The following is a 24,587-nucleotide window of genomic DNA, read 5'->3' as shown; positions in this document are numbered from 1 at the left end:
GATGGTCCGGGCCTCAGCCAAGGCCCGCGCCATCATTTCCCATCAGCGAGATCAGGCGGCCGCGATCAGCACCGTGCTGTCCGGCGACCAGCTGAGCACCACCGGCTGGCCCTCGGCCAGCCGCTCAGCGCCGGTGTTCTGGACGATCACCTTCAGCGTCTGGCCATCGCGGTCGACGAAATAGGTGCTGTTGTTGCCGGCGAAGATGCGCTTCGAGACCTGTCCCGTGAGCATGTTGGCATTGGCCGGGTCGGGCTTTGCCGCACCGGTCGAAATCCGGATGCGTTCCGGCCGGACCGCGCAGCTTGCCTTAGCGCCGGCCGGCACCGAGGCGCCTGTGGAGGCCGCGATCGTCGTGCCGTCGGGCAGCTTGATCCCGGAGCCGGTGGCATCGCCGCGAAAGATGTTGGCGTCGCCGAGGAAGGTCGCGGCGAATTCGCTTTGCGGCCGGTCGTAGATCTCCTCCGGCGGTCCCTCCTGCACCAGCCGGCCATCGCGCAGGATGCCGATGCGGTCGCTCATCGTCAGCGCCTCTTCCTGGTCGTGGGTGACGAAGATGGTGGTGATGCCGATCTCGCGCTGGATGCGCTTCAGCTCGATCTGCATGTCGACGCGCAGCGCCTTGTCGAGCGCGCCGAGCGGCTCGTCGAGCAGGAGCACGCGTGGCTTGGTGACGATGGCGCGCGCCAGCGCCACGCGCTGGCGCTGGCCGCCGGAAAGCTGGTGCGGCTTTCGCCCTCCGAGCTTGCCGAGCTGCACGAGGTCGAGCGCGCGCTGCACCTCGGTGGCGATCGTCGCCTTCGGCTCGCCGCGCACCGAGAGGCCGAACGCTACATTGTCGGCGACGCTCATATTCGGGAACAGCGCATAGTTCTGGAACACCATGCCGATGCGGCGCTTCTCGACCGGCACGCGCTCGACGCTTTCGCCGCCGATGGCGATGCGCCCAGCATCCGGAAAATCGAAGCCGGCGATTTGTCTCAGCAGCGTGGTCTTGCCGCTGCCGGACGGCCCGAGCAGCGCATAGAAGCCGCCATCAGCGAAATCGATCGAGACGTTATCCAACGCCTTGTGCGCGCCAAAACTGCGGGAGACGTTCGCGACCTGGACGCCAGCCATTATTTCTCTCCGCCGAATTTGAAGAAGCGCGCCGTGAGCAGCATCAGCGCCATCGACACGACGATGATGATCGTCGAGACAGCGTTGATCTCAGGGGTAAAACCCTTGCGGATCGCGGCATAGATTTCGACCGGCAGCGTCGTCTGGCCGGGCGTCGACAGGAAGTAGGAGACCACGAATTGGTCGAACGACACCGCGAAGGCGAACAGCCCGCCGGCGATCACGCCGGGCATGATCCAGGGCAAGGTCACGCGCATGGTCACCTGCCACTGGTTGGCGCCGAGCGAGCGCGCCGCCTCTTCCAGCTCCGGCGCGAAGGTCTGGAGCCTCGCCGACACGACGACGATCACATAGGGCAGCGCCAGCGCGACATGGCCGAGCAGGATGGCCACCAGGCCGCGGCCGATGCCGACGCCGAAGAAGAAGATCAGCATCGCCGTGCCGGTGATCAGCCACGGAATGGCGATCGGCGGGAAGAGCAGCGCTTGCAGGACTTTCTTGCCGCGGAACTCGTAGCGATAGAGCGCCAGAGAGGCCATCGAGCCAAGCACGGTCGAGATCAAAGTGGTGATGATCGCGATCTCGATGCTGTTCCAGGTCGCCGCGATCAGCTGGTCGTTCTGCCACAGCGATTGATACCAATCCGTCGTCCATTCGAACGGCAATTGGTAGAAGGGCGAAGCGTTGAAGGACATCGCCGCCATGATGATGATCGGCAGATAGAGGAAGCCGAGCAAAAGCACGATGTAGAAACGCCCGAGCCATTCGATGGTGCGCGTCGTCGCCATCAGCCGGCCCTCCGCAGGACCGGTGCCGCCAGCGCCAGGATGATCAGGACGACCGCGAGCAGGATGAAGGAAAGTGCTGCGCCCAGCGGCCAGTTGAAGACGGCGACGAACTGGTCCTCGATGACGGTGCCGTAGAAGGTGCCGGTGCGGCCGCCGAGGATGCGCGGTTCCATGAAGGAGCCGACCACCGGCACGAAAATCAGCGCCGAGCCTGCGATCAGCCCTGGCATCGACAGCGGGATGATCACCCGCCAAAGCACCTGCCGCCGCGAGGCGCCGAGCGAGCGGCCGGCCTCGATCAGCGAGTCGTCGATCGCCTGCAGCGTGAGATAACAGGTCAGCACCATGTAGGGCACATAGGAGTGCACCAGGCCGATGATGACGGCCGGATAGGAATACATGAGATCGATGTTGATCTTGAACGGCAGCACCGCGTTGAGCGCCGTGTCGAGGATGCCGCCTTCGCGCAGCACCATTGCCCAGGAGAAGATGCGCACCAGCCCGTTCGACCAGAAGGGCAGGATGACGAGCAGGAAGATCGCCTCGCGGCTGCGCCCCTTCAGCACCTTGGCCAGCACATAGGCCGCCGGATAGCCGATGACGACGCACCACAGCGTCACCTCGAGCCCGAGCCGCAACGAGGCGAACAGAAGCGTCGAGTAGAGGCTCTGCGAGAAGAAGGCGGCGTAATTGCCGAGCGTGAACGACCATTCCTTTCCGGCCAGCGGCAGGTCGGTCATGAAGGAGAAGAAGACCATGGCCGACAGCGGCAGGAAGATCGCCACCGTCAGCCACAGATAGGCGGGAAGGAGAAGCGGCAGCGCCGGTTTCAGTCCGCGGCGCGAACCGATCGCAAGCTGGTCAGCCATTGCCTCTCCTCCCCGAATGACGCCTTACTTCACGTTGACCTTCAGCTCCTGCCACAGCGCCAGATACTTCTCGCGCTGCTCGTCGGTGACCGGCGCCTGGAACTGGATGCGCTTGGCGACGTCGGGGCTGCCCATGACCTTGCGGTTGAAGGCATCCTCGGGCAGCGCGTCGACCGCCTTGGTGTTGGCCGAAACCGGCGCGCCGACCTTGGTGACCCATTCGACATAGAATTTCGGGTCGATCATGTAGTTGATGAAGGCCTCGGCGCCGGCCACGTTTTTCGAGCCGACGGGAATCGAGAAGGCGTCGAGCCAGGCGACGGCGCCTTCCTGCGGGATGACGAGGGAGACCGGCAGCTTGAAATGCGTCTTGGCACGGTCGGCCGAGCCGCTCCAATAGGTGCCGATGTCGATCTGGTTGGAAGCGACCATCTGGTTCCAGTCGTTCTCCGAGCTCCAGAAGGTCTTGATTTGCGGCATCAGCGAGGTGAGCTTCGCCTTGACCGCGTCCATATCCTTGATGTCGTTGATGTTCTGACCCGAAGCGATCGCGCCGAACTGCACCGCCTCGACGGCGTCGTCGCGGATGATGACGCGGCCCTTATGCGCCGGGTCCCACATTTCGGCGATGCTCGTCGGCGGCTTGTCGAAGGACTTTTCGTTGATGGCCAGAGCCGTCAGGCCCCACACCCACGGCACGCCATAGACCTTGCCGTCATGGTTGAGCATCGGCGAGCCGGCCTTGTCCTTGGCGATATCGGCGTAGTTGGAAAGCTTCGAGACGTCGATCGGCTGGATCAGCTTGCCGGCCATCGCCTGGTCGTTGAAGGCGGCGTTGATCATAACGACGTCGTAGAGGCCGGGATTGGTGCGGATCTTGGTCAGCATCTCCTGTTCGGAGTTGAAGAAGTCGTTGACCACCTTGAAGCCGGTCGCCTTCTCGAAATTGGCGACCGCCCACGGCTCGTCGGCGCCGTAGCCCTTCCAGTTGAGCACATGCACTTCCTCAGCGGCTTGTGCGGCAAACGTCAATGCGGAGACGAAGACGGCGGTGGCCGTCAGAAAAGCGGTCAGTCTGGGCATGCGCATGTTCTTTTCCTCTCATCGTTTGCCCGATTGACGGGCTTGTTAAGTTGCAGTCGCGTCCGCCCGGCCAGGCGCGGTCATCGCTTCGCCGCGCTCGGTCAGGAATTCCTGGATCTCCGTGTCGGTCGGCGCCGAGGACCCGCCATGGCGAGTGACCGAAAGCGCGGCGGCGGCATTGGCGTAGCGTGCCGCCTCGCAAGCGGACATGCCGCGCGAAAGGCCACTGACGAAGGCGCCGATATGCGTGTCGCCGGCCCCGTTGGTGTCGACGGCTTCGACCTCGAAACCCGGCACCGCGCGGGTGCCGCCGTCGGCCATGCGCACCAGGCAGCCACGCGCGCCGGCACGGATGACGACGCCTTCGGCGCTGGGGCAATGCTCGGCGAGCAACCGGATGGCGACGGTCTGGGCGTCGCCGGCACCCGCTATTTCGGCGGCCTCATTGGTATTGCAGCTCAGCCAGGTCGTGCGCGCCAGCACCCTGTCGAGGATCGGGCGCGGAATATCGGCGATCACCGGCGTCGGATCGAAGACGAAAGGAATGCCTGCCGGCAGCGCCTCGATCCAGCCGGCCAGCGCATCGCGGCTGCCGGGATAGCTCAGCGTATAGCCCGAGGTGAAAACCCAGTCGCCCGAAACGACTTGGACCGGCTTCATCATGTCCGGTGTGAGCCGGCTCTCGGCGCCCGGCCACGAAACGAAGGTGCGCTCCGCGTCGCCGCTGATCATGGCGACGCAATTGCCGCTATCCATCAAGGGCAACGGCGGTGTCAGCGTCTCGATGCCTTCGGCGGCGAAGGCGGCGCGCAGGAAGTCTCCGTCCGGCCCGGTGCCGAGCTGGCCGCCGAACACAACCTTCATGCCGGTGCGGCTTGCGGCGGCCATCATGTTGAAACCGCCGCCGGCGACGCGGGCGTAAGCTGACGCGGTCTTTTCCGCGCCGGCTGCCGGCAAGGTGTCGATGCGGTAGACGTAGTCCACCACCGCGCTGCCGACATGGACGAGCCGACCGCTCACGCCGCGTCCTCCTTGCCTGGACCGGTCTTGGCCGTCCGGGCCACGACCAGATCCGCAGCCAGCGCGCGGACCTCCGCGATGTCGATGCCTTTCAGCTCGGCAATGCGGTCCTGCGGCAGCTTCGACAGGCCGGCGCAGGCGCCGGCCATGCCGGCGGCAATCGCCCCGATCGTGTCGGTGTCGCCGCCGAGATTGGCGGCAATGACAGCAGCCCGCCAGGCGTCGCCTTGCGCGACCTCCAGCACCGCGAAGGCGGCCGGCACCGATTCCTGGCTGGCGACGCCGGTGCCGATCAGGTCGACCATCAGCTTGATGGCTTCCTTCTCCGCCTTGCCGCGGACAAGCTCCTGCGCCCAGACAATGCGCGCGGCGATGTCGCCGCCGGTGACCCAATGGCCAAGCGTGGCGCCAAGTCTGGCCGCCGCGACCCCATGACCGGAAGCGGCGCGCCAGTCGCCGCCCGAAACGCCGAGACTGACAGCGGCGGCAACGGCACTGGCGGAGGCTATTGCGATGGATGTGTTGTGCGTGGCCCGGCAGGTTTCCGCCACCTTGGCGACGAGTGCGGCAAGGGGCTCCGGCGGCATCATGATGCCGACCGGCGCGATGCGCATCGCCGCGCCATTGGTGTCGCCGGCGCGCCCGGCCTCTTCGGCCGGCACACCGCTGTTGATAGCGTCGATGGCGCGCTTGGTCGATGGTCCGAGCAGGTCGTAGCTGCCGCGTGCCTTGACGTCGCGCTCCCAGCCGAGCAGCGCGTTGACCCAGTGTGCATGGTCGAAGCGATCGCCGGACTCGACCAGGATGCGGCCGAGCAGCAGCGCCTGCTCGGTGTCGTCGGTGATCGCGCCGGCCGGCAGCCCTTTCGACACCGGGTGATCGGCTGAGGGTGCGACGAAATCCTCGACATGGCCGTAAAGTTCGGCGATGCGGCCCGGCGACAGAAGCTGCGTCGGCATGCCCAGCGCGTCGCCCAGCGCCCCGCCGATCAGCGCGCCCATGGCCCGATCTATCGCCTCCCCCACCATGCTCAGAACTCCAGATGCAGCGCGAAATGCGCCGGGTTGAGCAGGCTGGTGACGAATTCGATGGCGCGCCCGTCGGCGGCGCGCGTCAGCCGGCGCGTGCGCAGAAACGGCGTGCCGGGCGCGCAGGCGAGGATCGCGGCGTCGGCGGCGCTCAGCATTTCGATATCGACCCACTCCTCGCCGTGATCGGGCACGAGCCCCGCCCCGCGCAGCGTCTGGTGCAGCGTGCCTTCGCGCAGGCCGCGCAAGGGAATGTCTTCCAGTTCGGGCGACAGCGGCAGGCGGCTCCGCTCGATCGAGATGGCGTGGCCGTCATCGGCATTGGTGCGGGCACGGTCGACGGCGATGAAGGATGGGCTCTCAACCCCGAGCCTCGCCGCCAGTTCAGCGTCCTCGATGATCTCGAGCCGCAAGGTACGGGTCTCGGCATTGGCGCCGGCATTGGCAAGCGCGCGCGACCAGCCGATCGCGTCGTCGACCGGCATGCCGTCGAAGGTGACGAAGGAACCGATGCCGACCTTGGTGGTGATCAGCCCGCGGTTCGACAGTTCCTCGAGCCCCTTGCGGACTGTGTTGCGGCTGACGGAGAAGCGTTGGACGAGCTCGTTCTCGCTCTGCAGGCGGTCGCCGAAGCCGAGCACGCCCGAGCGTATCTCATGCTCCAGAACCGTCGCGATCTGCTCGGGCTTGCCCGTGCCGGGAGAGAGCTGCATCGCGCGACGAGCCATATCGATACCTGTTCAATGAACCTGTATAATCCTGTTCATTAGCGTATCAGAAATGAAGCGTCAACGGCCAGCTCCTTCTCCCCGTCTCTAAACGGGGAGAAGGTGGCGGCAGCCGGATGAGGGGCAGCGCCCGCCTGAGACAATTGGCAGCGCCGACGACAATAGCGGATCAAACAAAAAATTCCTCGACGCGCTGCTTGGCCTTCCGCAGCACCGGCAGTATCTCCCGCTCCATCGCCTCGACCGAGAAACGCGCCGACTGCGTCGAGACGTTGATGGCGGCGACGGTGCGGCCGGCGCGATCGACGATCGGCACAGCAACCGAACGCAGGCCGAGCTCCAGCTCCTCGTCGACGATGGCGAAGCCGTCCGCCCTCGCCTTGTCGATGGCCTTGCCGAGCGCGGCCCGGCTGGTGATCGTCTTTGGCGTTCGCCGCTCGATGGTCGCTTGCGCCAGGAAGGCCTTCAAATCGTCCGCCGGCAGGCCGGCAAGCAAAACCCGCCCCATCGACGTGCAATAGGCCGGCAGCCTCGTACCGACATCGAGCGCCACGCTCAAGATTCGTCGTCCTGGAATGCGCGCGACATAGACGACGTCCTCGCCCGACAGCACCGCCGCATTGCAGGCTTCGTCGAATTTCCCCGCTACCTCGCGCATGATGGGTGCGGCGAAAGTCCAGAGCGATGCGCCGCCGAGCCAGGTCCGCGCAACCGTCAAAAGGCGCGGCGACAGCGAGAACAGCCGGCCGGACTGCGTCGCATAGCCCGTGGCGACCAACGTCAGCAGGAAGCGCCGCGCGCCGGCGCGGGCGAGACCTGCCTCCTCCGCCATCTCAGTCAGCGTCATGCCGCCCGGATGGCGCGCGAGGATTTCCATCACCGCCAGGCCGCGCTGCAGCGAGCCGACATGATCGCGTGAGCCAGCCTCATCCTCCGCCACCGCTTCCATGACATTGACTCCCAATTCGGGTCAGATTAAAAAGTATCACATATCAAACATATGTTCGCAATGCGAACTTTTCCGATTTGCCGGAGTGGGAAAATGGTGAAGTTTCTGCCGCTGAAGGAAGCCGTCGCGGACAACCTGCACGACGGCGACACAGTGGCCTTCGAGGGCTTCACCCATCTGATCCCTACCGCCGCCGCGCACGAGGCGATCCGCCAGGGCTTTCGCGACCTGACGCTGATCCGCATGACGCCCGACCTGATCTACGACCAGATGATCGGCATGGGCATGGCCAGGAAGATCGTCTTCTCCTATGTCGGCAATCCGGGCGTCGGCCTGTTGCGACGCGCCCGCGACGCCATCGAGAACGGCTTTCCACGCGCCATCGAGGTGGAGGAGCACAGCCACGCCGGCATGGCCAACGCCTATGAGGCGGGCGCCGCCGGCCTGCCCTGCGCGGTGTTCCGCGGTTATCGCGGCGCCGGTCTGGCCGCGGTCAATCCGAACATCAAATCGGTCACCTGCCCCTTCACCGGCGAGGTGCTGGCCGCCGTCCCGGCGATAAGGCCGGACGTCACCTTCATCCACGCGCAGAAGGCGGACCGGAAGGGCAACGTGCTGGTCGAGGGCATCATCGGCATCCAGAAGGAGGCGGTGCTGGCGGCAAAGCGCGCGGTGGTGACGGTCGAAGAAGTGGTCGACAATTTCGACGATCTGCACCCCAACCTCACCGTGCTGCCGAGCTGGACGATCGCCGCCATCTCGGTCGTCCCGGGCGGCTCGCATCCTTCCTACACGCATGGCTATTACGAGCGCGACAACGCCGCCTATCTCGAATGGGACGAGATCGCCGCCGACCGCGACCGCTTCCAGGCGTGGATCCGGAAGTACGTCATCGAGAGCAGCGCGGACGACTTTGCCGGTCGCGTCGGGCATTTGAGGAAAGCCGCATGAGCGACGCCGGCAATCTGGGCTTCACCCCCAACGAGATGATGACGATCGCCGCCAGCCGCGCCTTGAAAAGCGACGATGTCTGCTTCGTCGGCATCGGCGCGCCGTCGGCCGCCTGCAACGTCGCGCGGCTGACGCATGCGCCCGACATCACGCTGATCTATGAGAGCGGCACCATCGGCACAGCGCCGGACGTGCTGCCTCTGTCGATCGGCGACGGCGAATTGTGCGAGACGGCGGTCACCACCGTCGCGGTGCCGGAGATGTTCCGCTACTGGCTGCAGGGCGGCCGCATCTCGATCGGCTTCCTGGGCGCCGCTCAGCTCGACAAATTCGGCAACATCAATACCACCGTCATCGGCGACTATGCGCATCCCAAGACCCGCCTGCCCGGCGGCGGCGGCGCGCCGGAGATCGCCACCTCGTCGCGGCAGGTCTACATCACCATGCCGCAGTCGAAGCGCGGCATGGTCGAGAAGATCGACTTCTTCACCTCCTTCGGTCATGGCGACGGCGGCGATCACCGCCAGCGGCTCGGCATCGATACCGCCGGCCCGACGCTTCTGATCACCGACCTCGCCATCTGGAAGCCTGACCCGATCACCAAGGAATTCACCGTCGTGTCGCTGCATCCAGGCGTCACGCGCGCGCAGGTGCAGGAAACTTGTGGCTGGACGGTCAAGTTCGCCGAGGCCCTTGACGAGACGCCAGCGCCGACGGAACTCGAGCTGAAGACATTGCGCGACCTGCAGGCCCGCACCAAGGCAGCGCATCAAGGGACCGCGAAAGGGAAAGCTGCATAAATGGCTGAAGCCTTCATCTGCGATTACATCCGCACGCCCATCGGCCGCTTCGGCGGTTCACTGTCCTCCGTGCGCGCGGACGATCTCGGCGCCATCCCGTTGCGAGCGCTGGTCGAGCACAACAAGAGTCTCGACTGGACCGCCGTAGACGACGTCGTCTATGGCTGCGCCAACCAGGCGGGCGAGGACAACCGCAACGTGGCGCGCATGGCGCTGCTGCTTGCCGGCCTCCCGCAGGACATTCCCGGTTCGACCGTCAACCGCCTGTGCGGTTCGGGCATGGATGCCGTCACCATCGCCGCACGCGCCATCAAATCAGGCGAGGCCGAACTGATGATCGCCGGCGGTGTGGAATCGATGAGCCGCGCGCCCTTCGTCATGCCGAAGGCCGACACCGCCTTCTCGCGTAATGCCGAGATCTACGACACCACCATCGGCTGGCGCTTCGTCAACCCGCTGATGAAGAAGCAGTATGGCGTCGATTCCATGCCGGAGACCGGCGAGAACGTCGCCGAGGAATTTTCCGTCTCCCGAGCCGACCAGGACGCCTTCGCGGTGCGCAGCCAAGACAAGGCAGTGGCCGCGCAGGCCAATGGCCGGCTGGCGAAGGAGATCACGCCGGTGACCATCCCGCAAAGGAAAGGCGATGCGATCGTCGTCTCGAAGGACGAGCATCCCCGCGCGGGCACCACCGTCGAGACGCTGGCCAAGTTGCCGACGCCGTTCCGCCAGGGCGGCACAGTCACCGCCGGCAACGCTTCCGGCGTCAATGACGGCGCGGCTGCCCTGATCATCGCCTCCGAGGCAGCGGCGAAGAAGCACGGCCTGACGCCGATCGCCCGCATCCTCGGCGGTGCCGTCGCGGGCGTTGCGCCGCGCATCATGGGCATTGGCCCCGCCCCGGCCACGAAGAAGCTTTGCGCCCGCCTCGGCCTCACCCCGGATCAATTCGACGTGGTCGAATTGAACGAGGCCTTCGCCTCGCAAGGCATCGCGGTGCTACGCCAGCTCGGCATCGCCGAGGACGCCGCGCACGTCAATCCGAATGGCGGCGCGATCGCGCTCGGTCACCCGCTCGGCATGTCCGGCGCCCGCATCACCGGCACGGCGGCGCTCGAGCTCAGCGAGCGCGGTGGCAAGCTGGCCATGGCCACCATGTGCATCGGCGTCGGCCAGGGCATCGCCATCGCGCTGGAACGGGTTTGACCGCTCCAGTCGATCAGTAGGGCAGCCCGACGTAATTTTCGGCAAGCGCCGTCGATGCCGCTTTCGAATGCACAAGATAGTCGAGCTCGGCTTCCTGGATGCGTTGGCCGAACTCGCCGGTCTCAGGGAAGCGGTGCAGCATCGTCGTCATCCACCAGGAGAAGCGCACCGCTTTCCACACCCGCGCCAGCGCCTTGGTCGAATAGGCATCGAGCCCGGCCTCTGACCTCTCGCGGTAGAATTCACGAAGTCCGGCAAAGAGATAGCGCACGTCGCTGGCAGCGAGGTTGAGGCCCTTGGCGCCGGTCGGCGGCACAATATGGGCGGCGTCGCCGACCAGGAACAGTTTTCCGAAGCGCATCGGCTCAGCGACGAAGGAGCGCAGCGGGGCGATCGACTTCTCGAAGGACGGCCCTGTGGTGACGGCTTCCGCTATTTGCGCCGGCAGGCGGCTGCGCAGCTCGTCCCAGAAGCGGTCGTCGGACCAGGCCTCGACGCGCTCGTCGGCCGGAACCTGCACATAGTAGCGGCTGCGCTGCGGCGAGCGCATCGAGCAGAGCGCGAAGCCGCGCTCGTGATTGGCATAGACCAGCTCGTGGTCCGCCGGCGGCACCTCGGCCAGCACGCCCAGCCAGCCGAACGGATACTGCCGCTCGAACGTCTTCAGCGCGCCCTGCGGCACCGACTTGCGGCTGACGCCGTGATAGCCATCGCAGCCGGCGATGAACTCGCAATCGATGCGATGCGTCGCGCCATCCTTGTCGTAGGTGACGAAGGGCGACGCGCCGTCGAAATCATGCAGCGCGACATTCGACGTTTCGAAGACGGTCTGAAGTCCCCCCGCCTCGCGCTTCTGCATCAGATCGAGCGTCACCTCGGTCTGGCCATAGACGGTGACATGCTTGCCGCCGGTGAGCGCGCTCATGTCGATGCGATGCGCGCGGCCGTCGAAGGCGAGCGAGATGCCTTCATGGGGCAGTCCCTGGGCGTGCAGCCGGTCCGCCGCGCCCGCTTCGCCGAGCAGGTCGACCGTGCCCTGTTCCAACACGCCGGCACGAACGCGGCCGAGCACATGTTCCCGGCTTGATCGTTCGAGAATGATGGTCTCGACGCCGATGCCGGCGAGCAACTGGCCGAGCAGCAGGCCGGACGGTCCCGACCCAATGATGGCGACCTGCGTGCGCATCAATGACCGACACTCTCAATCTGCGCGGTCAGCTCGGCGGCAAGCCTTAGCGCGGCCGCCGTCGCCACGACCATTTGCGGCAGGATCAGCCACTCCAGCATCCAGGCCGCACCCGAGCGCTCCTGCTCATGCACCAACGCCTGGTGCATCCCGGAAAGCTGCACCGCATTGAAGCGCGCCAGCGCCACCAGCGCTTCAGCCTTGACCGGATTCTGCTTGTGCGGCATGGCCGACGAGCCGCCGCCACCGGACAATTTGATGTCGGAGCCCGTCAGCGCCATCAGCGCGACATCCTGCCCGAACTTGCCGAGGCTGCCGGTCACCAGCGACAGCCAGCTGGCGAACTCGGCAAGCGCGTCACGCTGGCTGTGCCATTGCGGCGCATCGGCAAGACCGAGCTTCGCGGCCAGCGCTGCGCGCACGGCGGCGGCCTTGTCGCCGAGCTTTTCCAGCGTGCCAGCCGCGCCGCCGAACTGCAGCGCCAGCAGACCGCCGGATATTTCGGCAAGGCGCTGCTGGTGACGCTCGAGCGGGGCCCTCCAGGAAGCAGTCCGATTGGTCACTGTGATCGGGATCGCCGGCTGCATGCGTGTCATCGCCATGAACTGACGTTCTCCGAACTCCAGCTCGAGGCCGGTGAGGCGCACAACATTCTCGCCAAGCAGCAGGCCGATATGGTCGATGACTTGGCGCAGACGTAGGACCAGCGAGGTATCTATGATGTCCTGGCTGGTCGCGCCGAAATGGACGAACTCGCCATGCGGCTCACCAACCGCCACCCTGACCTGCCGCACCAGTTCCGGCACTACGACGCCATCCCTGCCGACGCCAGCCCTCAGCTTGGCTGTGTCCGGCCGGAACGTGGCCAAAGCTTTCAAGATCGCCGCCCCGGCATCACACGGAATGATGCCGCACTCGGCTTCCGCCTCGGCCAGCGCCCGCTCGAAACCGAGCATCGCTTCGATATCGGCTTCGACGGAAAAATGCCGGGCCGCCTCCTCGTCGCCGAGCAGGCCGGAAAGCAGTGGATGATCGAAGGGCGAAACGGTCATATTGGTCGCGGTCAGCTGTCGAAGAAGACCGTCTCCTTTTCGCCCTGCAGGTGGACATCGAAGACGTAAGTGTCGCCCTGGCGCTCGGCGATCAGCGTCGGCACGCGAACGCGATGCTCGATGCGGGCGAGGATCGGATCCTCGGCATTGGCCTTCTCCTCGTCGGAGAAGTAGAGCCGAGTGAGCAGGCCGATATTGATGCCGCGCGCCACGATCCACAGCGTGATGTGCGGCGCCATCAGCCGCCCGTCGCGAAACGGCACGCGGCCGGGCTTGATCGTGCGGAACAGGCAGACGCCGGTCTCCATGTCGGTCGGCTGCCGGCCCCACCCCTGGAAATTCGGATCGGCAGCGCCGCGCAATTCGGCCGGCGAGTTGTAAAGCCCGTTGGCATCCGCCTGCCAGATCTCGATCAGCGCGTCCTTGAGCGGCGTGCCGGTGCCGTCGAGCACGCGGATGCGCAGCTCGATGTGCTCGCCCTTGGTCTCGCCGTTGAGCATCGTCGAGCCGAGGTCGCTCTGATAGACGCCGCCGATGCCGCAGAAATTCGGCGTCAGCCCGATATGCACATAGGGGCCGGCGGTCTGCGAAGGGCTCTCCTTCAGCCGGTCGAGCGACTGCGCCATCAATTGCCCTCCGGCCTGTTCTCGAACAGCGTCGAGCGTCGCCCGCGCAGCACGATGTCGAACTTGTAGGCGAGCGCATCCATCGGAATGGTCGACTGCATATCGAGCGCGGCGATCAACGCCTCGACAGCTTCCTTGTTGGAAATGCCGCCGACGATCGGGCAGCGCCAAATCAGCGGATCGCCCTCGAAATACATCTGCGTGATCAGCCGCTGGGCGAAGCCGTGGCCGAACACGGAAAAATGGATATGCGCCGGCCGCCAGTCGTTCGGACCGTTCGGCCACGGATAGGGCCCAGGCCTGACGGTGCGAAAAGCGTAGCTGCCGTCTTCACCGGTGATCGTGCGGCCGCAGCCGCCGAAATTCGGATCGAGCGGTGCGAGATAGCCGTCCTTCTTGTGGCGGTAGCGGCCGCCCGCATTGGCCTGCCAGAATTCGAGCAGCACGCCGGGCACACCCTTGCCGCGCTCGTCGAGCACCCGTCCATGGACGATGATGCGCTCGCCAATGGCGCTCTCGCCGGCCTTGGCGAAATTGTGGATCAGGTCGTTGTCGAGCTCGCCGAGCATCGCGTGCCCGAACACCGGACCGGTCAGTTCCGACAGCGTGTTGTCGAACGACAACAACGCTTTCTGTGGCGAGCGCAGAACCGAGCTCTTATAGTTCGGCGTGAAGGCCGCCGGATGCCACTGGCGGTCGCGCTGGAAGAAGGCGCCGGTTTCCGGCGCGCGGTTTGAGCCGGGCTCAGCCATGGGCGCTCTTTGCTCCGTCCATCTGCGCGAACACCTCCTTGGCGATCTTGAAGGCGCGGTTGGCCGCCGGCACGCCGGCATAGATCGCGACATGCAGGAAGGCCTCGCAGATGTCGTCTCGCGTGGCGCCTGTATTGGCGGTGGCGCGCACATGCATGGCGACTTCCTCGTCATGGCCAAGTGCCGCAAGCAGCGCCAGCGTCACGATCGAGCGCTCGCGCTTCGACCAGCCCGGTCGCGCCCACACGGTTCCCCAGGCGGCTTCGGTGATCAGCTGCTGGAACGGCCGGTCGAAATCCGTGGCGGTATCCTCGGCACGGTCGACATGGGGGTCGCCGAGCACGGCGCGGCGGACCTCGAGACCGGTCCGGTAGCGGTTCTTCGTGACATCATCCATGAGCAGGCTTTCCCTCGGGCAACGAGGCGACGAAATCGCGGATCAGACTGACGAGCGCTTCGGGCTGCTCGATGCACGGAATGTGTGCGGCATTGCGGATTACTTCGAAGCGTGCGCCGGGGATCAGCCCGGCCAGCGAGCGGACCAGATCCGGCGGCGTCGAGCCATCCTGGTCGCCGACGATGCAGAGCGTCGGCACAGCGATGCGCCGCGCGCTGTCGGTGAAATCGGCATCGCGCACCGCCATGCAGGTACCGATATAGCCCGGCAGCGCCTGCCGGGTCAGCATGTTGCGGCAACCGGCCAGGTCGGCCGCGCGACGAGCATGGAAATCCGGCGTGAACCACACTTTCATGATGCCGTCGGCGATCACCTCGATGCCGTCGCGCTCGACAGTTGCGATGCGCGTGTTCCAGCTCTCTGCGGTGCCTATTTTGTGCGCCGTGTCGCTGAGGATCAGCGCCTCCACACATTTGGGATGGCGCGTATAGAGCCGCTGCGCGATCAGACCGCCGACCGACAGTCCGCACACCACGACCTTCCCGAAACCGAAATGATCGATAAGGCCCAGCAGATCGTCGACGTGATCATCGATCGAGCGCACGCCGCTGCCGATATCCGATAGCCCGTGGCCGCGCTTGTCGTAGATCAGCATCGGCATTTCGCCGCTCAGTTTCGCGACGACATCGTCCCAGATCCGGAAGTCGGTTCCCAGCGAATTGATGAAGATGATCGGACGCGACGTGCCGGCCGCCTCGATATGGCGATGATGCAGCGTGACGCCGCCTATGCTGACGAATGGCACGATTTCGATCCTCCAAAGCCACATTGCACCAGCGATTTGGTTCGGTAAAATGATATTTTGCGGCGTTTCATTAACTCTGAGGTTATCGAACCATGGCCGAAAGCCGGATCCGCTTCCGCCACCTCCAAGCGTTTCTCGAAGTCGCGCGGCAAGGCAGCGTCGCGCGCGCAGCCGACTTCCTGCATGTCAGCGCGCCCGCCGTCACCAAGACTTTGCGCGAGTTGGAGGAAGCGCTGGGCGTCGCGGTGGTCGAGCGCGACGGGCGCGGCATTCGCGTCACGCGTCTCGGCGAGATCTTCCTTGGACATGCCGGCTCGGCGATTTCGGCGCTGAAGCGCGGCGTCGATTCCGTGCGCCAGGACGGCGCCCTCAATCGCGACCCGATCCGTATCGGCGCGCTGCCGACCGTGTCGGCGCGGGTGATGCCGCTCGCCATGAACCTGTTCCTCGAGGAGAACACCGGCGCCGCGCTCAAGATCGTCACCGGCGAGAACGCGGTGCTTCTGGAACAGTTGCGTGTCGGCGCGCTCGACCTCGTGGTCGGCCGGCTCGCGGCGCCCGAGCATATGACCGGCTTCTTCTTCGAACACCTTTATTCCGAACAAGTGCTGTTCGTCGTGCGGGCCGGGCATCCCCTGTCCGAGCCGGGCGCCGACATCTTCGCGCGGCTCGACGAGTTCCCCGTCCTGATGCCGACGCGGGAATCCGTCATCCGGCCTTTCGTCGACCGGCTCTTCATCACCAACGGCATGACCGCGCCGGCGACGGAAATCGAAACTGTCTCCGATTCCTTCGGCCGCTCCTTCATGCGCCAGAGCAACGCGGTGTGGATCATCTCGGCCGGCGTCGTCGCCAACGAGATCGCCAGCGGCGCCTTCGTCGCCCTGCCGGTGGATACGGAAGAAACCAAAGGGCCGGTGGGCTTGACTATGCGCACCGACACCGCGCCCTCGCCCGCCTTCACCATCCTCTTGCAGACGATCCGCGAGGCAGCGCGGCACCACGCCTGACGATCGGCCCTGGCAGTTCGAATTCCGCTAACCTAGGGGTTAATGAAACACCGTAAAATATCATTTTACCGAACCAAACCGCTAGTGCAATGTGACCTCGGAGGATCGAGAGCCGTGCCGTCCGGCCGCAAACGGAAGACCCGTTTGCCGTCGTGTCGAACGGCCACTGAGGGAGGAGCAGATGTCTCGCATTATCGGCAGCAAACCCGCTCTATCGGGCATTTCACGGCGCCAATTCATCGCCACGTCGGTGGCCGGCGGCGCGGCACTGGCATTCGGCCGCGGCAAGGCCTTCGCGCAAAGCGCCGACACGGTCAAGGTCGGCTTCGTCAGCCCGCGCACCGGCCCGCTCGCCGGCTTCGGCGAGACCGACGGCTATGTGCTCGACCTTGCCCGCAAGGCCCTGGCCAACGGCATCGAGCTCGGCGGCAAGAAATACAGCGTCGATATCCTCGACCAGGACACCCAGTCCGACCCGTCCCGCGCCGGCCAGTTGGCAAAAGACCTGATCAACAACCAGGCCATCGACCTGATGCTCGCCGTCTCCACGCCGGAGGTGATCAATCCAGTGGCGGATGCCTGCGAAGCAGCCGGCGTGCCCTGCCTCTCGACCGTCATGCCGTGGGAGGCCTGGTATTTCGGCCGAGGCGCCAAGCCCGGCGCGCCCTCGCCTTTCAAATGGACCTATCATTTCGGCTTCGGCGTCGGCGAATTCTTCAAGACCTACATTTCGCAGTGGAACCTGATCGAGACCAACAAGAAGGTCGGCGTCATGTATCCGAACGACGCCGACGGTAACGCCATCCGCGCCAACCTCGCGCCGCTTCTGGCCAAGCAAGGTTTCACGATCGTCGATCCCGGCGCCTATGAGACCGGCACCACCGACTATTCCTCGCAGATCGCGCTGTTCAAGCAGGAAGGAGTCGAGATCTTCAACTCCTTCCCGATCCCGCCCGATTTCGCCGCCTTCTGGCGCCAGGCCGCGCAGCAGGGCCTGACAAGGCAGATCAAGATCGCCCAGGTCGCCAAGACCGGTCTGTTCCCCTCCGACATCGAGGCGCTGGGCGATCTCGGCATGAAGATTGCGAGTGCCGCCTATTGGCACAAGGCCTTCCCCTACAAGTCGCCGCTGACCGGCGTCTCAGGGACAGAACTGGCCGATGGCTACGAGGCGACAAGCGGCAAGCAGTGGACGCAGCAACTCGGCGCCTCGATGTCGCTGCTCGACGCCGGCTTCGAAGCCCTGAAGGCGAGTTCCAACGCCAAGGATAAGGCGGCGGTCGCCAAGGCACTGAGCACGCTGAAGACCGAGACGATGATCGGCAAGGTCGATTTCACCAGCGGCCCAGTCGCCAACGTCTCGCCCGGCCCGATCATCGGCACGCAATGGGTCGCCGCCAAGGAAGGCTCGAAGTTCCCGCTCGATTATGTCGTGACCGAGAACGCCACCGATCCGAAGGTGCCGGTCGAGGCCAAGCTCCAGCCTTACAACGGCTGATCTGTCGAGGGACCGCATCGTGAACGCCATGCCCAACGGTGCGATCCTCAGTGCCGCCGGCATCCACAAGCGCTTCGGAGCGCTTGTGGTGCTCGACGACATCGACTTCGCCATGGGCGCCGAAGAGGCGGTGGGCATCGTCGGCCCGAACGGCGCCGGCAAGACGACGCTGCTCAGCGTGCTTTCCGGCGCCTATCCACCAAGCGCCGGCACCATCGCCTTCAAGGGTGATGACGTGACCACGCTGCCGGCGACGCAGCGCTGCCGGCTGGGCCTCGTCCGCACGCACCAAGTGCCAAAACCCTTCGGCGGCATGACCGCCTTCGAGAATGTCTTCGTCGCCGCCTCGCATGGCGCCGGCCTCGGTCGCGACGAGGCCTATGAGGAGGCGCTCGGCTCGCTGAAGCTCTGCGGCATGCTGGGCGTCGCCAACCGGCGCGCCGAGACGCTTGGCTTGCTCGACCGCAAGCGGCTGGAGCTGGCGCGCGCGCTGGCGGCGAAGCCGACGCTGCTTCTGCTCGACGAGATCGGCGGCGGCCTGACCGACGGCGAGGCCGGCGAGCTGGTAGAGACCATCCGCGAATTGCGCCGCCGCAGGATCGGCATCGTCTGGATCGAGCACATCGTCCACATCCTTCTGCAGGTGGCCGAACGGCTGATCTGCATGGACGCCGGCAAGATTATCGCCGACGGGGACCCGCAGGGGGTGATGGCCGACCCGCAGGTGATCAGCGCCTATCTCGGCGGAGGTCCGAAATGAGCTTGCTGTCGGTCGAGGATCTGGTCGTCCGGCATGGCCTCCTGCAGGCGGTGCGCGGGGTGAGCTTCAGCGTCGAGCGCGGCGAGACGCTGGCGCTGGTCGGCGCCAACGGTGCCGGCAAGACGACCTTGCTCAGGGCAATCGCCGGCGCGCACCAGGCCGCTTCGGGCCGCGTCATTTTCGACGGCGCCGACCTTTCCGGCGTGCCTTCGCACGAGCGCGTCCGCAAGGGCATCGCGCTGGTGCCAGAAGGCCGGCGGCTATTCGTGCAGATGACGGTCGAGGAAAACCTTCTGCTTGGCCGCACCGCCGGCCGCCCCGGCGACTGGAGCGTCGAGCGCGTGCTGGAAACCTTCCCCAACCTCAAGCCGCGCCGTCACGCCAAGGCCGGGCATCTCTCCGGCGGCGAGCAGCAGGCGACGGCAATCGGCCGCGCGCTGATGAGCAATCCGGACCTGCTCCTGCTCGACGAGGTCTCGCTTGGACTCTCGCCGCTGGTCGTCGACCGCGTTTATGCCTCCCTTCGGGGTCTGATCAGCTCCGGCACGACGATCATTCTGGTCGAGCAGGACCTTAACCGCGCCCTCTCCGTCTCCAGCAAGGTCATCTGCATGCTGGAGGGCCGGGTCGCGCTTGCAGGCGACAGCAAGAATGTCTCGCGCGACGAGGTGACCAAAGCCTATTTCGGCCTGCACCGCAAAGCCGCCGGAGGCGTGCCGGCATGACCAACCAGATCGTCCAGGGCATCCTGCTTGGCGGCTATTACGCGCTGATCGCCTGCGGCCTCTCCTTCATGTTCTCGGTGATGCGCATCATCAACCTGGCGCATGGCAGCCTTGCCGTGCTGTCGGCCTTCGCGCTGTGGCTGCTTGCCTCGCGCTTCCACATCCCGCCTTTCCTCGGCCTCGCAATCGTGTTGCCGCTGATGGCGGTGATCGGCTGGGCCTTGCAGCGCTTCCTGCTCGAGCGCAGCGCGCGCGGCGGCGCGCTCTTACCGATCCTCACCACCTTCGGCCTCGCCATCGTCATCGACAATGTGCTGTTCGAACAGTTCGGCGCCGACACGCGCTCACTGGCGCCTTTCATCGGCAGCCTGTCCTACGATTCCTGGGAATGGCCGGGCAGCCTCTATGTCGGCAAGCTCGCGGTGATCATCTTCGTCACCGCCGTCGTCCTGCTCGGCGGACTGCAGCTCTTCCTTACCCGCACCGGGCTCGGCCGCTCGATCCGCGCCACTTCGGAAGACCCCGATACCGCCGGCCTTGTCGGCGTCGACGCACGCCGCGCCAACGCGATCGCCGCGGCAATCGCCATGGTCACGGTCGGTCTCGCCGGCGCCTTTCTCGGCATGCGCGCCACCTTCGATCCCTATGCTGGCGCAACGCAACTTCTGTTCGCCTTCGAGGCGGCCGTCATCGGTGGCGTCGGTTCGCTCTGGGGCACATTGATCGGCGGCATCGTGCTGGCGCTCGCCCAGACGCTCGGTGCGACCGTGCACCCGCAGGGCTTTCTCATCGGCGGCCACATCGCTTTCCTGATCGTGCTGTTCATCCGGCTCTACACTTCCGGCCTTGGCTTGGGTGGTTTGCTCCGACTCTCCACGGGGAAGGCATCATGAGCACCGCCTCCCCCGTCATCGAGCGCGGAACAGTCGCCTCGCGCATCGCCGGCTGCGGCGTCGCGATCATCATCCTGCTGCTTGCCGTCGCGCCGCAGTTCCTCTCCGCCGGCGTGGTCGACCGCATGACCGCTTTGTTCATCTATGTAATCCTCGCCGCGATGTGGAATGCGCTCGCCGGTTTCGGTGGACTGGTCTCGGTCGGCCAGCAGGTGTTCTTCGGTCTCGGCGCCTACTTCACCATCCGGCTCGCCAATGCCGGGCTCAATCCGTTCGTCTCGCTGTTCGTTTCGGCGGTCATCGTCGGCACTGTGTCCTGGCCGATCTCGCTGTTGATGCTGCGCTTGAGGAACGGCGAGTTCGCCATCGGCATGTGGGTGATCGCAGCGCTCACCCACCTTCTCGTCAATCTCGACAGGCTGATCCAGGGCGAGACGGGCACGTCGCTGATCTCGCTCAACGTCTACGATGCGTCGACAAGGCGCGTTACGATCTACTGGCTGGCGCTGGCCTCGATGACGGCGCTGCTCGCCGTCCTGTTCGGCTTGCTGCGCGGCAGCACGGGCGCCGCCATCCGCGCCATCCGCGACAATGAGGACGCGGCAGCCTCCGTCGGCGTGCGCGTCACCGGCACCAAGCGGCTGCTCTTCGTGCTCGCCGCCTTCGGCATCGGCGTCGCCGGCGCGCTGTGGCTGGCGACCGCGATCACCTTCCAGCCGAAAACCTATTTCAGCGTGCAGTGGACGGCCTACATGATCTTCATGGTGCTGGTCGGCGGCATCGGCACCTTCGAGGGCGCCATCCTCGGCGCGCTGCTGTTCTTTATCATCGAGACGTGGTTCGGCGGCACCGGCGTCTGGTACCTGATCGGCCTCGGCGCCACGGCGCTGGTCTTCTCGCTGCTCTTGCCGCGCGGTCTGTGGGGCACGCTCGAAGACCGCTTCGGCTGGCGCATCTTGTCGGTCGGCTACCGCGTCAGGCTTCCTGTCAACGCGAGCGACACGACCGGTGGGACCGCTCCGCCGGCACAGGTAACAACATCTCGGGAGAAAGCGTGAGCATGCTGTTCGGCAAGACGATCCTCATCACCGGCGTCGCCTCGGGCATCGGCGCCCGCACGGCAGAACTGGCAGGCCAACTTGGCGCCGATGTGATCGGCGTCGACATGCGCGAGCCAGCCGATCATCAGGGCATCTTCGTCAAGGCCGACATCTCGTCCAAAGCCGGCGTCGATGATCTCGTCGCGCGGCTGCCGCAGCGCCTGGACGCGCTGTGCAACGTCGCCGGCCTGTCCGGCAACACGGGTGCAGCCTCAACGCTCGCCGTCAACTTCTACGGCTTGCGCGCGCTCTCCGAGGCGCTGGCGCCGAAACTTCGCGAGGGCGGCGCCATCGTCAACGTCGCCTCAATCGCCGGCTATGGCTGGCGCGCCAATCTGAACCGCGCCGCCTCGATGGTCAGCGTCGAAGGCTTTCCCGATGTCGCCAAGGTGATCGCCGACCACGCGGTCAAGAACGAGGAAGGCTATCCGGTCTCGAAGGAGCTCTTGCTCCTGTGGACCTTCCGCGCCGCGCATCGGGAGCTGTTCAAGAGCCGCGGCATCCGCATCAATGCGGTCAGCCCGGGCCCGGTGGAGACCCCGATCCTCAAGCAGTTCCGCGCGGTCCTTGGCGCTTCCAAGGTCGATAGCGATATTGGGCGCGTCGGGCGCGCTGGAACATCGGGCGATATCGCGCCCGTAGTCCTGTTCCTGTGCTCCGATGCCGCGCGCTGGATCAACGGCGCCAACGTGCCGGTCGACGGCGGCCTCGAAGCATCGATCAACGCGGAAGTGCTTGGCTTCTGATTTTGCAACGCTCCACCGGGAGCGAGGGAGAGAACAATGGATATCGGACTTCTGATTGATGGCGACGAAAGGGAAGCGACCGGCAAGGCGTCCTACGAGCGCCTGGACCCCTTCACCGGCAAGCTGGCGACACGCGCCGCGGCCGCGAGCATCGCCGACGCCAACGCCGCAGTCGATGCTGCAGCCGCTGCTTTCGATACGTGGTCGAAAACTGGCCCCGGTGAACGCCGTGCGCTGCTCTTGAAGGCCGCTGATGTGATGGCTTCGAAAGTTGGCGAATTCACGAAACTGATGATGGAAGAGACCGGCGCTACTGCACCCTGGGCCGGCTTCAATGTCATGCTGGCGTCCAACATGCTGCGCGAGGCGGCCGCGATGACCACGCAGATTTCCGGCGAGGTTATTCCGTCCGACAAGCCGGGCACGCTCGCCTTGGCGATCCGTCAGCCGGCAGGTGTGTGCCTCGGCATCGCGCCGTGGAACGCGCCGGTCATCCTCGGCACGCGTGCACTCGCCATGCCGCTCGCCTGCGGCAACACCGTGGTGCTGAAGGCTTCCGAAATGTGCCCCGGCACGCATCGCCTGATCGGCCAGGTGCTGGTCGAGGCTGGCCTGCCCAAGGGCGTCGTCAACGTCGTCACCAACGACCCGAAGGACGCGGCGGCAATCGTCGAGGCGCTGATCGCGCATCCGGCGGTGAAGCGCGTCAACTTCACCGGCTCGACCAAGGTCGGGCGCATCATCGCCGAGCTCTCCGGACGGCACCTTAAGCCGGCGCTGCTCGAGCTCGGCGGCAAGGCGCCACTGGTCGTGCTGGACGACGCCGACATCGACGCGGCAGTCAATGCCGCTGTTTTCGGCGCCTTCATGCATCAGGGCCAGATCTGCATGTCGACCGAACGTCTTATCGTCGATGAAAGGATCGCCGACGAGTTCGTCGCCAAGCTTGCCGCGCGTGCCTCAAAACTTCCGGCCGGCGATCCGCGCGGCCATGTCGTGCTGGGCTCGCTGATCAGCAGCCAGGCCGCCGACAAGATGGAGGAGCTGATCGCCGACGCGACCGCCAAGGGCGCAAAGCTTGCGGCCGGTGGCAAGCGCACCGGCACGGTCGTGGAAGCCACGCTCCTCGATCACGTGACGCCTCCGATGCGCGTCTATTCGGAAGAATCCTTCGGCCCGGTGAAGCCGGTCATCCGCGTCAAAGGCGAGGACGAGGCCGTGCGCGTCGCCAACGACACCGAATACGGCCTGTCCTCCGCCGTCTTCAGCCGCGACATCCGCCGCGCCATGGCCGTCGCCGCGCGCATCCAGGCCGGCATCTGCCACATCAATGGTCCCACCGTCGGCGACGAGGCGCAGATGCCGTTCGGGGGCGTGAAAGGCTCGGGCTATGGCCGTTTCGGCGGCAAGGCCTCGATCGCCGAGTTCACCGACCTGCGCTGGGTGACGATCGAGGACCCGGGCCAGCACTACCCGTTCTGATTCTTCCTTCCCCCCTTGTGGGGGAAGGTGGCCGCGAAGCGGCCGGATGAGGGGTGCTCCAGGGAAAGCCGACGTCTCACTCCGCTGGAACACCCCTCATCCGTCTCGGCGCTTCGCGCCGATCCACCTTCTCCCGCAAGGGGAAAAGGTAAGAATCCTCACCCCAGCGTCAGCCCCGCCTTCCTCGCTTCCTCGCGCAGGAACGGCAGGCCGACCTCGATCACTTCGCGCGGATCCTCGGCCACTGGCCGCCACACGGCGAGACCACCGGCGATGTCGACATCGACATGGTTCATGCTTTCAAGCGTGATCGCCCCCTGATAGCCGATGTCGGCGATCGCCTTCATGCAGGCCGCCCAGTTGAGCATGCCGCGCCCCGGCACGCCGCGATTGGCTTCCGACACATGCACATAGCCGAGATACGGTGCCGCCGCCTCGAAGCCGGCGGCAAAGCTCTCTTCCTCGATATGCATGTGGTAGGTATCGAGATGGATGAAGATGTTCTCGGCGCCGACGCGCTCGATGATGCGCGCCGCGTCGATGCCGCGGTTGATCAGATGCGTCTCGTAGCGGTTGCAGGGCTCGATGCCCAGCTTGAGGCTGCGCGACTTCGCCGACTTCGCCGCCCGTTCGAGGAAGCGGCATATGCCGTCGATCTCGCGCTGCGTCGGCGCCCGCCCGGTGGTCTTGCCGATCGTGCCGTAGGTGACGCCGCCAAGCGCCTCGGCGCCGACCTCGTTGCAGACCTTGAAGGCCGGCTGCAGGAAATCGAGCGCCTCGTCCGGCCGCTCGACCACGTCGAGCGCGCGCGGCAGGCCGAGCGAAGGGATCAGCTCGACGCCATAGTGGCTGGCGAAGCCGCGCGTGCGCTTGGTGTCGATCTCCTCGGGGCGCAGCAGCGGGATCTCCATCAGCCCGATGCCGAGCTCCTTCAGCCGGTCCATCTGCGGCTCGATGCGCGCGAGGTCCCAGACCGGCGCGATGGCGAAAGTGTGCAGTCCGAAGGTATTCATA

26 protein-coding genes are annotated in these 24,587 nt (G+C 65.7%); 11 read left to right on the top strand and 15 right to left on the bottom strand.

What is annotated here, in order from left to right; genetic code table 11:
• Nucleotides 1–51: 51 nt before the first annotated feature.
• The 8 genes from E5X34_RS16945 to E5X34_RS16910 all read right to left on the bottom strand — a co-directional run bounded on the left by E5X34_RS16945 (nt 52) and on the right by E5X34_RS16910 (nt 7,584).
• The gene (locus E5X34_RS16945; protein ID WP_292566909.1) at nt 52–1,119 is read right to left on the bottom strand and encodes an ABC transporter ATP-binding protein; all 1,068 of its coding nucleotides are present in this window, start codon (nt 1,117–1,119) and stop codon (nt 52–54) included.
• Nucleotides 1,119–1,907 carry an ABC transporter permease gene (locus E5X34_RS16940; RefSeq protein WP_292566907.1) on the bottom strand — a complete coding sequence of 263 codons (789 nt, stop codon included), beginning with the start codon at nt 1,905–1,907 and terminating at the stop codon, nt 1,119–1,121. Before E5X34_RS16940 ends, E5X34_RS16945 begins: the two co-directional genes overlap by 1 nt.
• Nucleotides 1,907–2,776 (bottom strand): ABC transporter permease, encoded by an 870-nt coding sequence (locus E5X34_RS16935; RefSeq protein WP_292566904.1) that lies wholly within the window; start codon nt 2,774–2,776, stop codon nt 1,907–1,909. The genes E5X34_RS16940 and E5X34_RS16935 overlap by 1 nt, the downstream gene beginning before the upstream one ends.
• Nucleotides 2,777–2,800: 24 nt before the next feature.
• A complete protein-coding gene (locus E5X34_RS16930) occupies nt 2,801–3,865 on the bottom strand; it encodes an ABC transporter substrate-binding protein (protein ID WP_292566903.1) in 1,065 nt (354 codons plus the stop codon).
• 39 nt (nt 3,866–3,904) lie between these two features.
• A complete protein-coding gene (locus E5X34_RS16925; RefSeq protein ID WP_292566900.1) occupies nt 3,905–4,879 on the bottom strand; it encodes a PfkB family carbohydrate kinase in 975 nt (324 codons plus the stop codon).
• Nucleotides 4,876–5,907 (bottom strand): ADP-ribosylglycohydrolase family protein, encoded by a 1,032-nt coding sequence (locus E5X34_RS16920; RefSeq protein ID WP_292566897.1) that lies wholly within the window; start codon nt 5,905–5,907, stop codon nt 4,876–4,878. The genes E5X34_RS16925 and E5X34_RS16920 overlap by 4 nt, the downstream gene beginning before the upstream one ends.
• A gap of 2 nt (nt 5,908–5,909) precedes the next feature.
• On the bottom strand, nt 5,910–6,635 hold the full coding sequence (locus E5X34_RS16915; protein WP_292566893.1) for a GntR family transcriptional regulator: 726 nt from the start codon (nt 6,633–6,635) through the stop codon (nt 5,910–5,912).
• 169 nt (nt 6,636–6,804) lie between these two features.
• Nucleotides 6,805–7,584 (bottom strand): IclR family transcriptional regulator C-terminal domain-containing protein, encoded by a 780-nt coding sequence (locus E5X34_RS16910; protein WP_292566890.1) that lies wholly within the window; start codon nt 7,582–7,584, stop codon nt 6,805–6,807.
• 93 nt (nt 7,585–7,677) lie between these two features.
• Between E5X34_RS16910 and E5X34_RS16905 the strand changes: the two genes are divergently transcribed.
• From E5X34_RS16905 to pcaF, 3 genes are read left to right on the top strand one after another with little or no spacing between them, the layout of a single operon-like run.
• On the top strand, nt 7,678–8,535 hold the full coding sequence (locus E5X34_RS16905; protein WP_292566887.1) for a CoA transferase subunit A: 858 nt from the start codon (nt 7,678–7,680) through the stop codon (nt 8,533–8,535).
• A complete protein-coding gene (locus tag E5X34_RS16900; protein ID WP_292566884.1) occupies nt 8,532–9,335 on the top strand; it encodes a CoA-transferase subunit beta in 804 nt (267 codons plus the stop codon). Before E5X34_RS16905 ends, E5X34_RS16900 begins: the two co-directional genes overlap by 4 nt.
• A complete protein-coding gene (pcaF, locus tag E5X34_RS16895; RefSeq protein ID WP_292566880.1) occupies nt 9,336–10,541 on the top strand; it encodes a 3-oxoadipyl-CoA thiolase in 1,206 nt (401 codons plus the stop codon).
• A gap of 13 nt (nt 10,542–10,554) precedes the next feature.
• On the opposite strand, the gene pobA is transcribed toward pcaF, so the two are convergent.
• The 6 genes from pobA to pcaD are packed head-to-tail and all read right to left on the bottom strand — an operon-like array spanning nt 10,555 to nt 15,359.
• Nucleotides 10,555–11,727 (bottom strand): 4-hydroxybenzoate 3-monooxygenase, encoded by a 1,173-nt coding sequence (gene pobA / locus E5X34_RS16890; protein ID WP_292566877.1) that lies wholly within the window; start codon nt 11,725–11,727, stop codon nt 10,555–10,557.
• Nucleotides 11,727–12,779 carry a 3-carboxy-cis,cis-muconate cycloisomerase gene (locus E5X34_RS16885; protein WP_292566874.1) on the bottom strand — a complete coding sequence of 351 codons (1,053 nt, stop codon included), beginning with the start codon at nt 12,777–12,779 and terminating at the stop codon, nt 11,727–11,729. The genes pobA and E5X34_RS16885 overlap by 1 nt, the downstream gene beginning before the upstream one ends.
• 11 nt (nt 12,780–12,790) lie before the next feature.
• Nucleotides 12,791–13,405, bottom strand: coding sequence for a protocatechuate 3,4-dioxygenase subunit alpha (gene pcaG / locus E5X34_RS16880; RefSeq protein ID WP_292566871.1), 615 nt, complete (start codon nt 13,403–13,405; stop codon nt 12,791–12,793).
• Nucleotides 13,405–14,157, bottom strand: coding sequence for a protocatechuate 3,4-dioxygenase subunit beta (gene pcaH, locus E5X34_RS16875; protein WP_292566868.1), 753 nt, complete (start codon nt 14,155–14,157; stop codon nt 13,405–13,407). Before pcaH ends, pcaG begins: the two co-directional genes overlap by 1 nt.
• Nucleotides 14,150–14,554, bottom strand: a complete 405-nt coding sequence (pcaC, locus tag E5X34_RS16870) for a 4-carboxymuconolactone decarboxylase (protein WP_292566866.1) — start codon at nt 14,552–14,554, stop codon at nt 14,150–14,152. Before pcaC ends, pcaH begins: the two co-directional genes overlap by 8 nt.
• Nucleotides 14,547–15,359: a 3-oxoadipate enol-lactonase gene (pcaD, locus tag E5X34_RS16865; protein WP_292566863.1), complete on the bottom strand. Its 813-nt coding sequence runs from the start codon at nt 15,357–15,359 to the stop codon at nt 14,547–14,549. The genes pcaC and pcaD overlap by 8 nt, the downstream gene beginning before the upstream one ends.
• 92 nt (nt 15,360–15,451) lie before the next feature.
• Here pcaD and pcaQ point away from each other — a divergent pair, with 92 nt between their 5' ends.
• From pcaQ to E5X34_RS16825, 8 genes are all read left to right on the top strand, one after another.
• On the top strand, nt 15,452–16,369 hold the full coding sequence (pcaQ, locus tag E5X34_RS16860; protein WP_095815781.1) for a pca operon transcription factor PcaQ: 918 nt from the start codon (nt 15,452–15,454) through the stop codon (nt 16,367–16,369).
• A gap of 181 nt (nt 16,370–16,550) precedes the next feature.
• Complete coding sequence (locus E5X34_RS16855) at nt 16,551–17,867, top strand: ABC transporter substrate-binding protein (RefSeq protein WP_127868658.1); 1,317 nt, start codon at nt 16,551–16,553, stop codon at nt 17,865–17,867.
• Between the two features lie 28 nt (nt 17,868–17,895).
• Complete coding sequence (locus tag E5X34_RS16850; RefSeq protein WP_292566956.1) at nt 17,896–18,627, top strand: ABC transporter ATP-binding protein; 732 nt, start codon at nt 17,896–17,898, stop codon at nt 18,625–18,627.
• Nucleotides 18,624–19,352, top strand: coding sequence for an ABC transporter ATP-binding protein (locus E5X34_RS16845; protein ID WP_292566858.1), 729 nt, complete (start codon nt 18,624–18,626; stop codon nt 19,350–19,352). The genes E5X34_RS16850 and E5X34_RS16845 overlap by 4 nt, the downstream gene beginning before the upstream one ends.
• Nucleotides 19,349–20,245, top strand: coding sequence for a branched-chain amino acid ABC transporter permease (locus E5X34_RS16840; protein WP_292566855.1), 897 nt, complete (start codon nt 19,349–19,351; stop codon nt 20,243–20,245). The genes E5X34_RS16845 and E5X34_RS16840 overlap by 4 nt, the downstream gene beginning before the upstream one ends.
• The gene (locus E5X34_RS16835) at nt 20,242–21,303 is read left to right on the top strand and encodes a branched-chain amino acid ABC transporter permease (protein ID WP_292566853.1); all 1,062 of its coding nucleotides are present in this window, start codon (nt 20,242–20,244) and stop codon (nt 21,301–21,303) included. Before E5X34_RS16840 ends, E5X34_RS16835 begins: the two co-directional genes overlap by 4 nt.
• A gap of 2 nt (nt 21,304–21,305) precedes the next feature.
• Entirely contained in the window at nt 21,306–22,091 is a 786-nt protein-coding gene (locus E5X34_RS16830) for a coniferyl-alcohol dehydrogenase (RefSeq protein WP_292566953.1), read from the top strand.
• A 36-nt stretch (nt 22,092–22,127) separates the two neighbouring features.
• Nucleotides 22,128–23,573, top strand: a complete 1,446-nt coding sequence (locus E5X34_RS16825; RefSeq protein WP_292566850.1) for an aldehyde dehydrogenase — start codon at nt 22,128–22,130, stop codon at nt 23,571–23,573.
• A gap of 158 nt (nt 23,574–23,731) precedes the next feature.
• Here E5X34_RS16825 and E5X34_RS16820 read toward each other — a convergent pair whose 3' ends face one another.
• The gene (locus tag E5X34_RS16820) at nt 23,732–24,586 is read right to left on the bottom strand and encodes a sugar phosphate isomerase/epimerase family protein (RefSeq protein ID WP_292566847.1); all 855 of its coding nucleotides are present in this window, start codon (nt 24,584–24,586) and stop codon (nt 23,732–23,734) included.
• Between the last annotated feature and the right edge of the window lies 1 nt (nt 24,587).

It is taken from the genome of Mesorhizobium sp. (genome assembly GCF_004963255.1).
Classification (GTDB): domain Bacteria; phylum Pseudomonadota; class Alphaproteobacteria; order Rhizobiales; family Rhizobiaceae; genus Mesorhizobium.
This window is presented reverse-complemented; position numbering and strand designations above follow the sequence as displayed.

Bases quoted from the DNA above. Each gene is read 5' to 3' on its own strand.
- E5X34_RS16940 (WP_292566907.1), bottom strand. From the start codon at position 1,907: ATGGCGACGACGCGCACCATCGAATGGCTCGGGCGTTTCTACATCGTG.
- E5X34_RS16835 (WP_292566853.1), top strand. From the start codon at position 20,242: ATGAGCACCGCCTCCCCCGTCATCGAGCGCGGAACAGTCGCCTCGCGC.
- E5X34_RS16935 (WP_292566904.1), bottom strand. From the start codon at position 2,776: ATGGCTGACCAGCTTGCGATCGGTTCGCGCCGCGGACTGAAACCGGCG.
- E5X34_RS16820 (WP_292566847.1), bottom strand. From the start codon at position 24,586: ATGAATACCTTCGGACTGCACACTTTCGCCATCGCGCCGGTCTGGGAC.
- E5X34_RS16920 (WP_292566897.1), bottom strand. From the start codon at position 5,907: ATGGTGGGGGAGGCGATAGATCGGGCCATGGGCGCGCTGATCGGCGGG.
- pcaQ (WP_095815781.1), top strand. From the start codon at position 15,452: ATGGCCGAAAGCCGGATCCGCTTCCGCCACCTCCAAGCGTTTCTCGAA.
- E5X34_RS16900 (WP_292566884.1), top strand. From the start codon at position 8,532: ATGAGCGACGCCGGCAATCTGGGCTTCACCCCCAACGAGATGATGACG.
- pcaF (WP_292566880.1), top strand. From the start codon at position 9,336: ATGGCTGAAGCCTTCATCTGCGATTACATCCGCACGCCCATCGGCCGC.
- pcaH (WP_292566868.1), bottom strand. From the start codon at position 14,157: ATGGCTGAGCCCGGCTCAAACCGCGCGCCGGAAACCGGCGCCTTCTTC.
- E5X34_RS16840 (WP_292566855.1), top strand. From the start codon at position 19,349: ATGACCAACCAGATCGTCCAGGGCATCCTGCTTGGCGGCTATTACGCG.
- pcaG (WP_292566871.1), bottom strand. From the start codon at position 13,405: ATGGCGCAGTCGCTCGACCGGCTGAAGGAGAGCCCTTCGCAGACCGCC.
- E5X34_RS16830 (WP_292566953.1), top strand. From the start codon at position 21,306: ATGCTGTTCGGCAAGACGATCCTCATCACCGGCGTCGCCTCGGGCATC.
- E5X34_RS16905 (WP_292566887.1), top strand. From the start codon at position 7,678: ATGGTGAAGTTTCTGCCGCTGAAGGAAGCCGTCGCGGACAACCTGCAC.
- E5X34_RS16915 (WP_292566893.1), bottom strand. From the start codon at position 6,635: ATGGCTCGTCGCGCGATGCAGCTCTCTCCCGGCACGGGCAAGCCCGAG.
- E5X34_RS16885 (WP_292566874.1), bottom strand. From the start codon at position 12,779: ATGACCGTTTCGCCCTTCGATCATCCACTGCTTTCCGGCCTGCTCGGC.
- E5X34_RS16910 (WP_292566890.1), bottom strand. From the start codon at position 7,584: ATGGAAGCGGTGGCGGAGGATGAGGCTGGCTCACGCGATCATGTCGGC.
- E5X34_RS16825 (WP_292566850.1), top strand. From the start codon at position 22,128: ATGGATATCGGACTTCTGATTGATGGCGACGAAAGGGAAGCGACCGGC.
- E5X34_RS16845 (WP_292566858.1), top strand. From the start codon at position 18,624: ATGAGCTTGCTGTCGGTCGAGGATCTGGTCGTCCGGCATGGCCTCCTG.
- E5X34_RS16930 (WP_292566903.1), bottom strand. From the start codon at position 3,865: ATGCGCATGCCCAGACTGACCGCTTTTCTGACGGCCACCGCCGTCTTC.
- E5X34_RS16855 (WP_127868658.1), top strand. From the start codon at position 16,551: ATGTCTCGCATTATCGGCAGCAAACCCGCTCTATCGGGCATTTCACGG.
- E5X34_RS16850 (WP_292566956.1), top strand. From the start codon at position 17,896: ATGCCCAACGGTGCGATCCTCAGTGCCGCCGGCATCCACAAGCGCTTC.
- pobA (WP_292566877.1), bottom strand. From the start codon at position 11,727: ATGCGCACGCAGGTCGCCATCATTGGGTCGGGACCGTCCGGCCTGCTG.
- pcaC (WP_292566866.1), bottom strand. From the start codon at position 14,554: ATGGATGATGTCACGAAGAACCGCTACCGGACCGGTCTCGAGGTCCGC.
- E5X34_RS16945 (WP_292566909.1), bottom strand. From the start codon at position 1,119: ATGGCTGGCGTCCAGGTCGCGAACGTCTCCCGCAGTTTTGGCGCGCAC.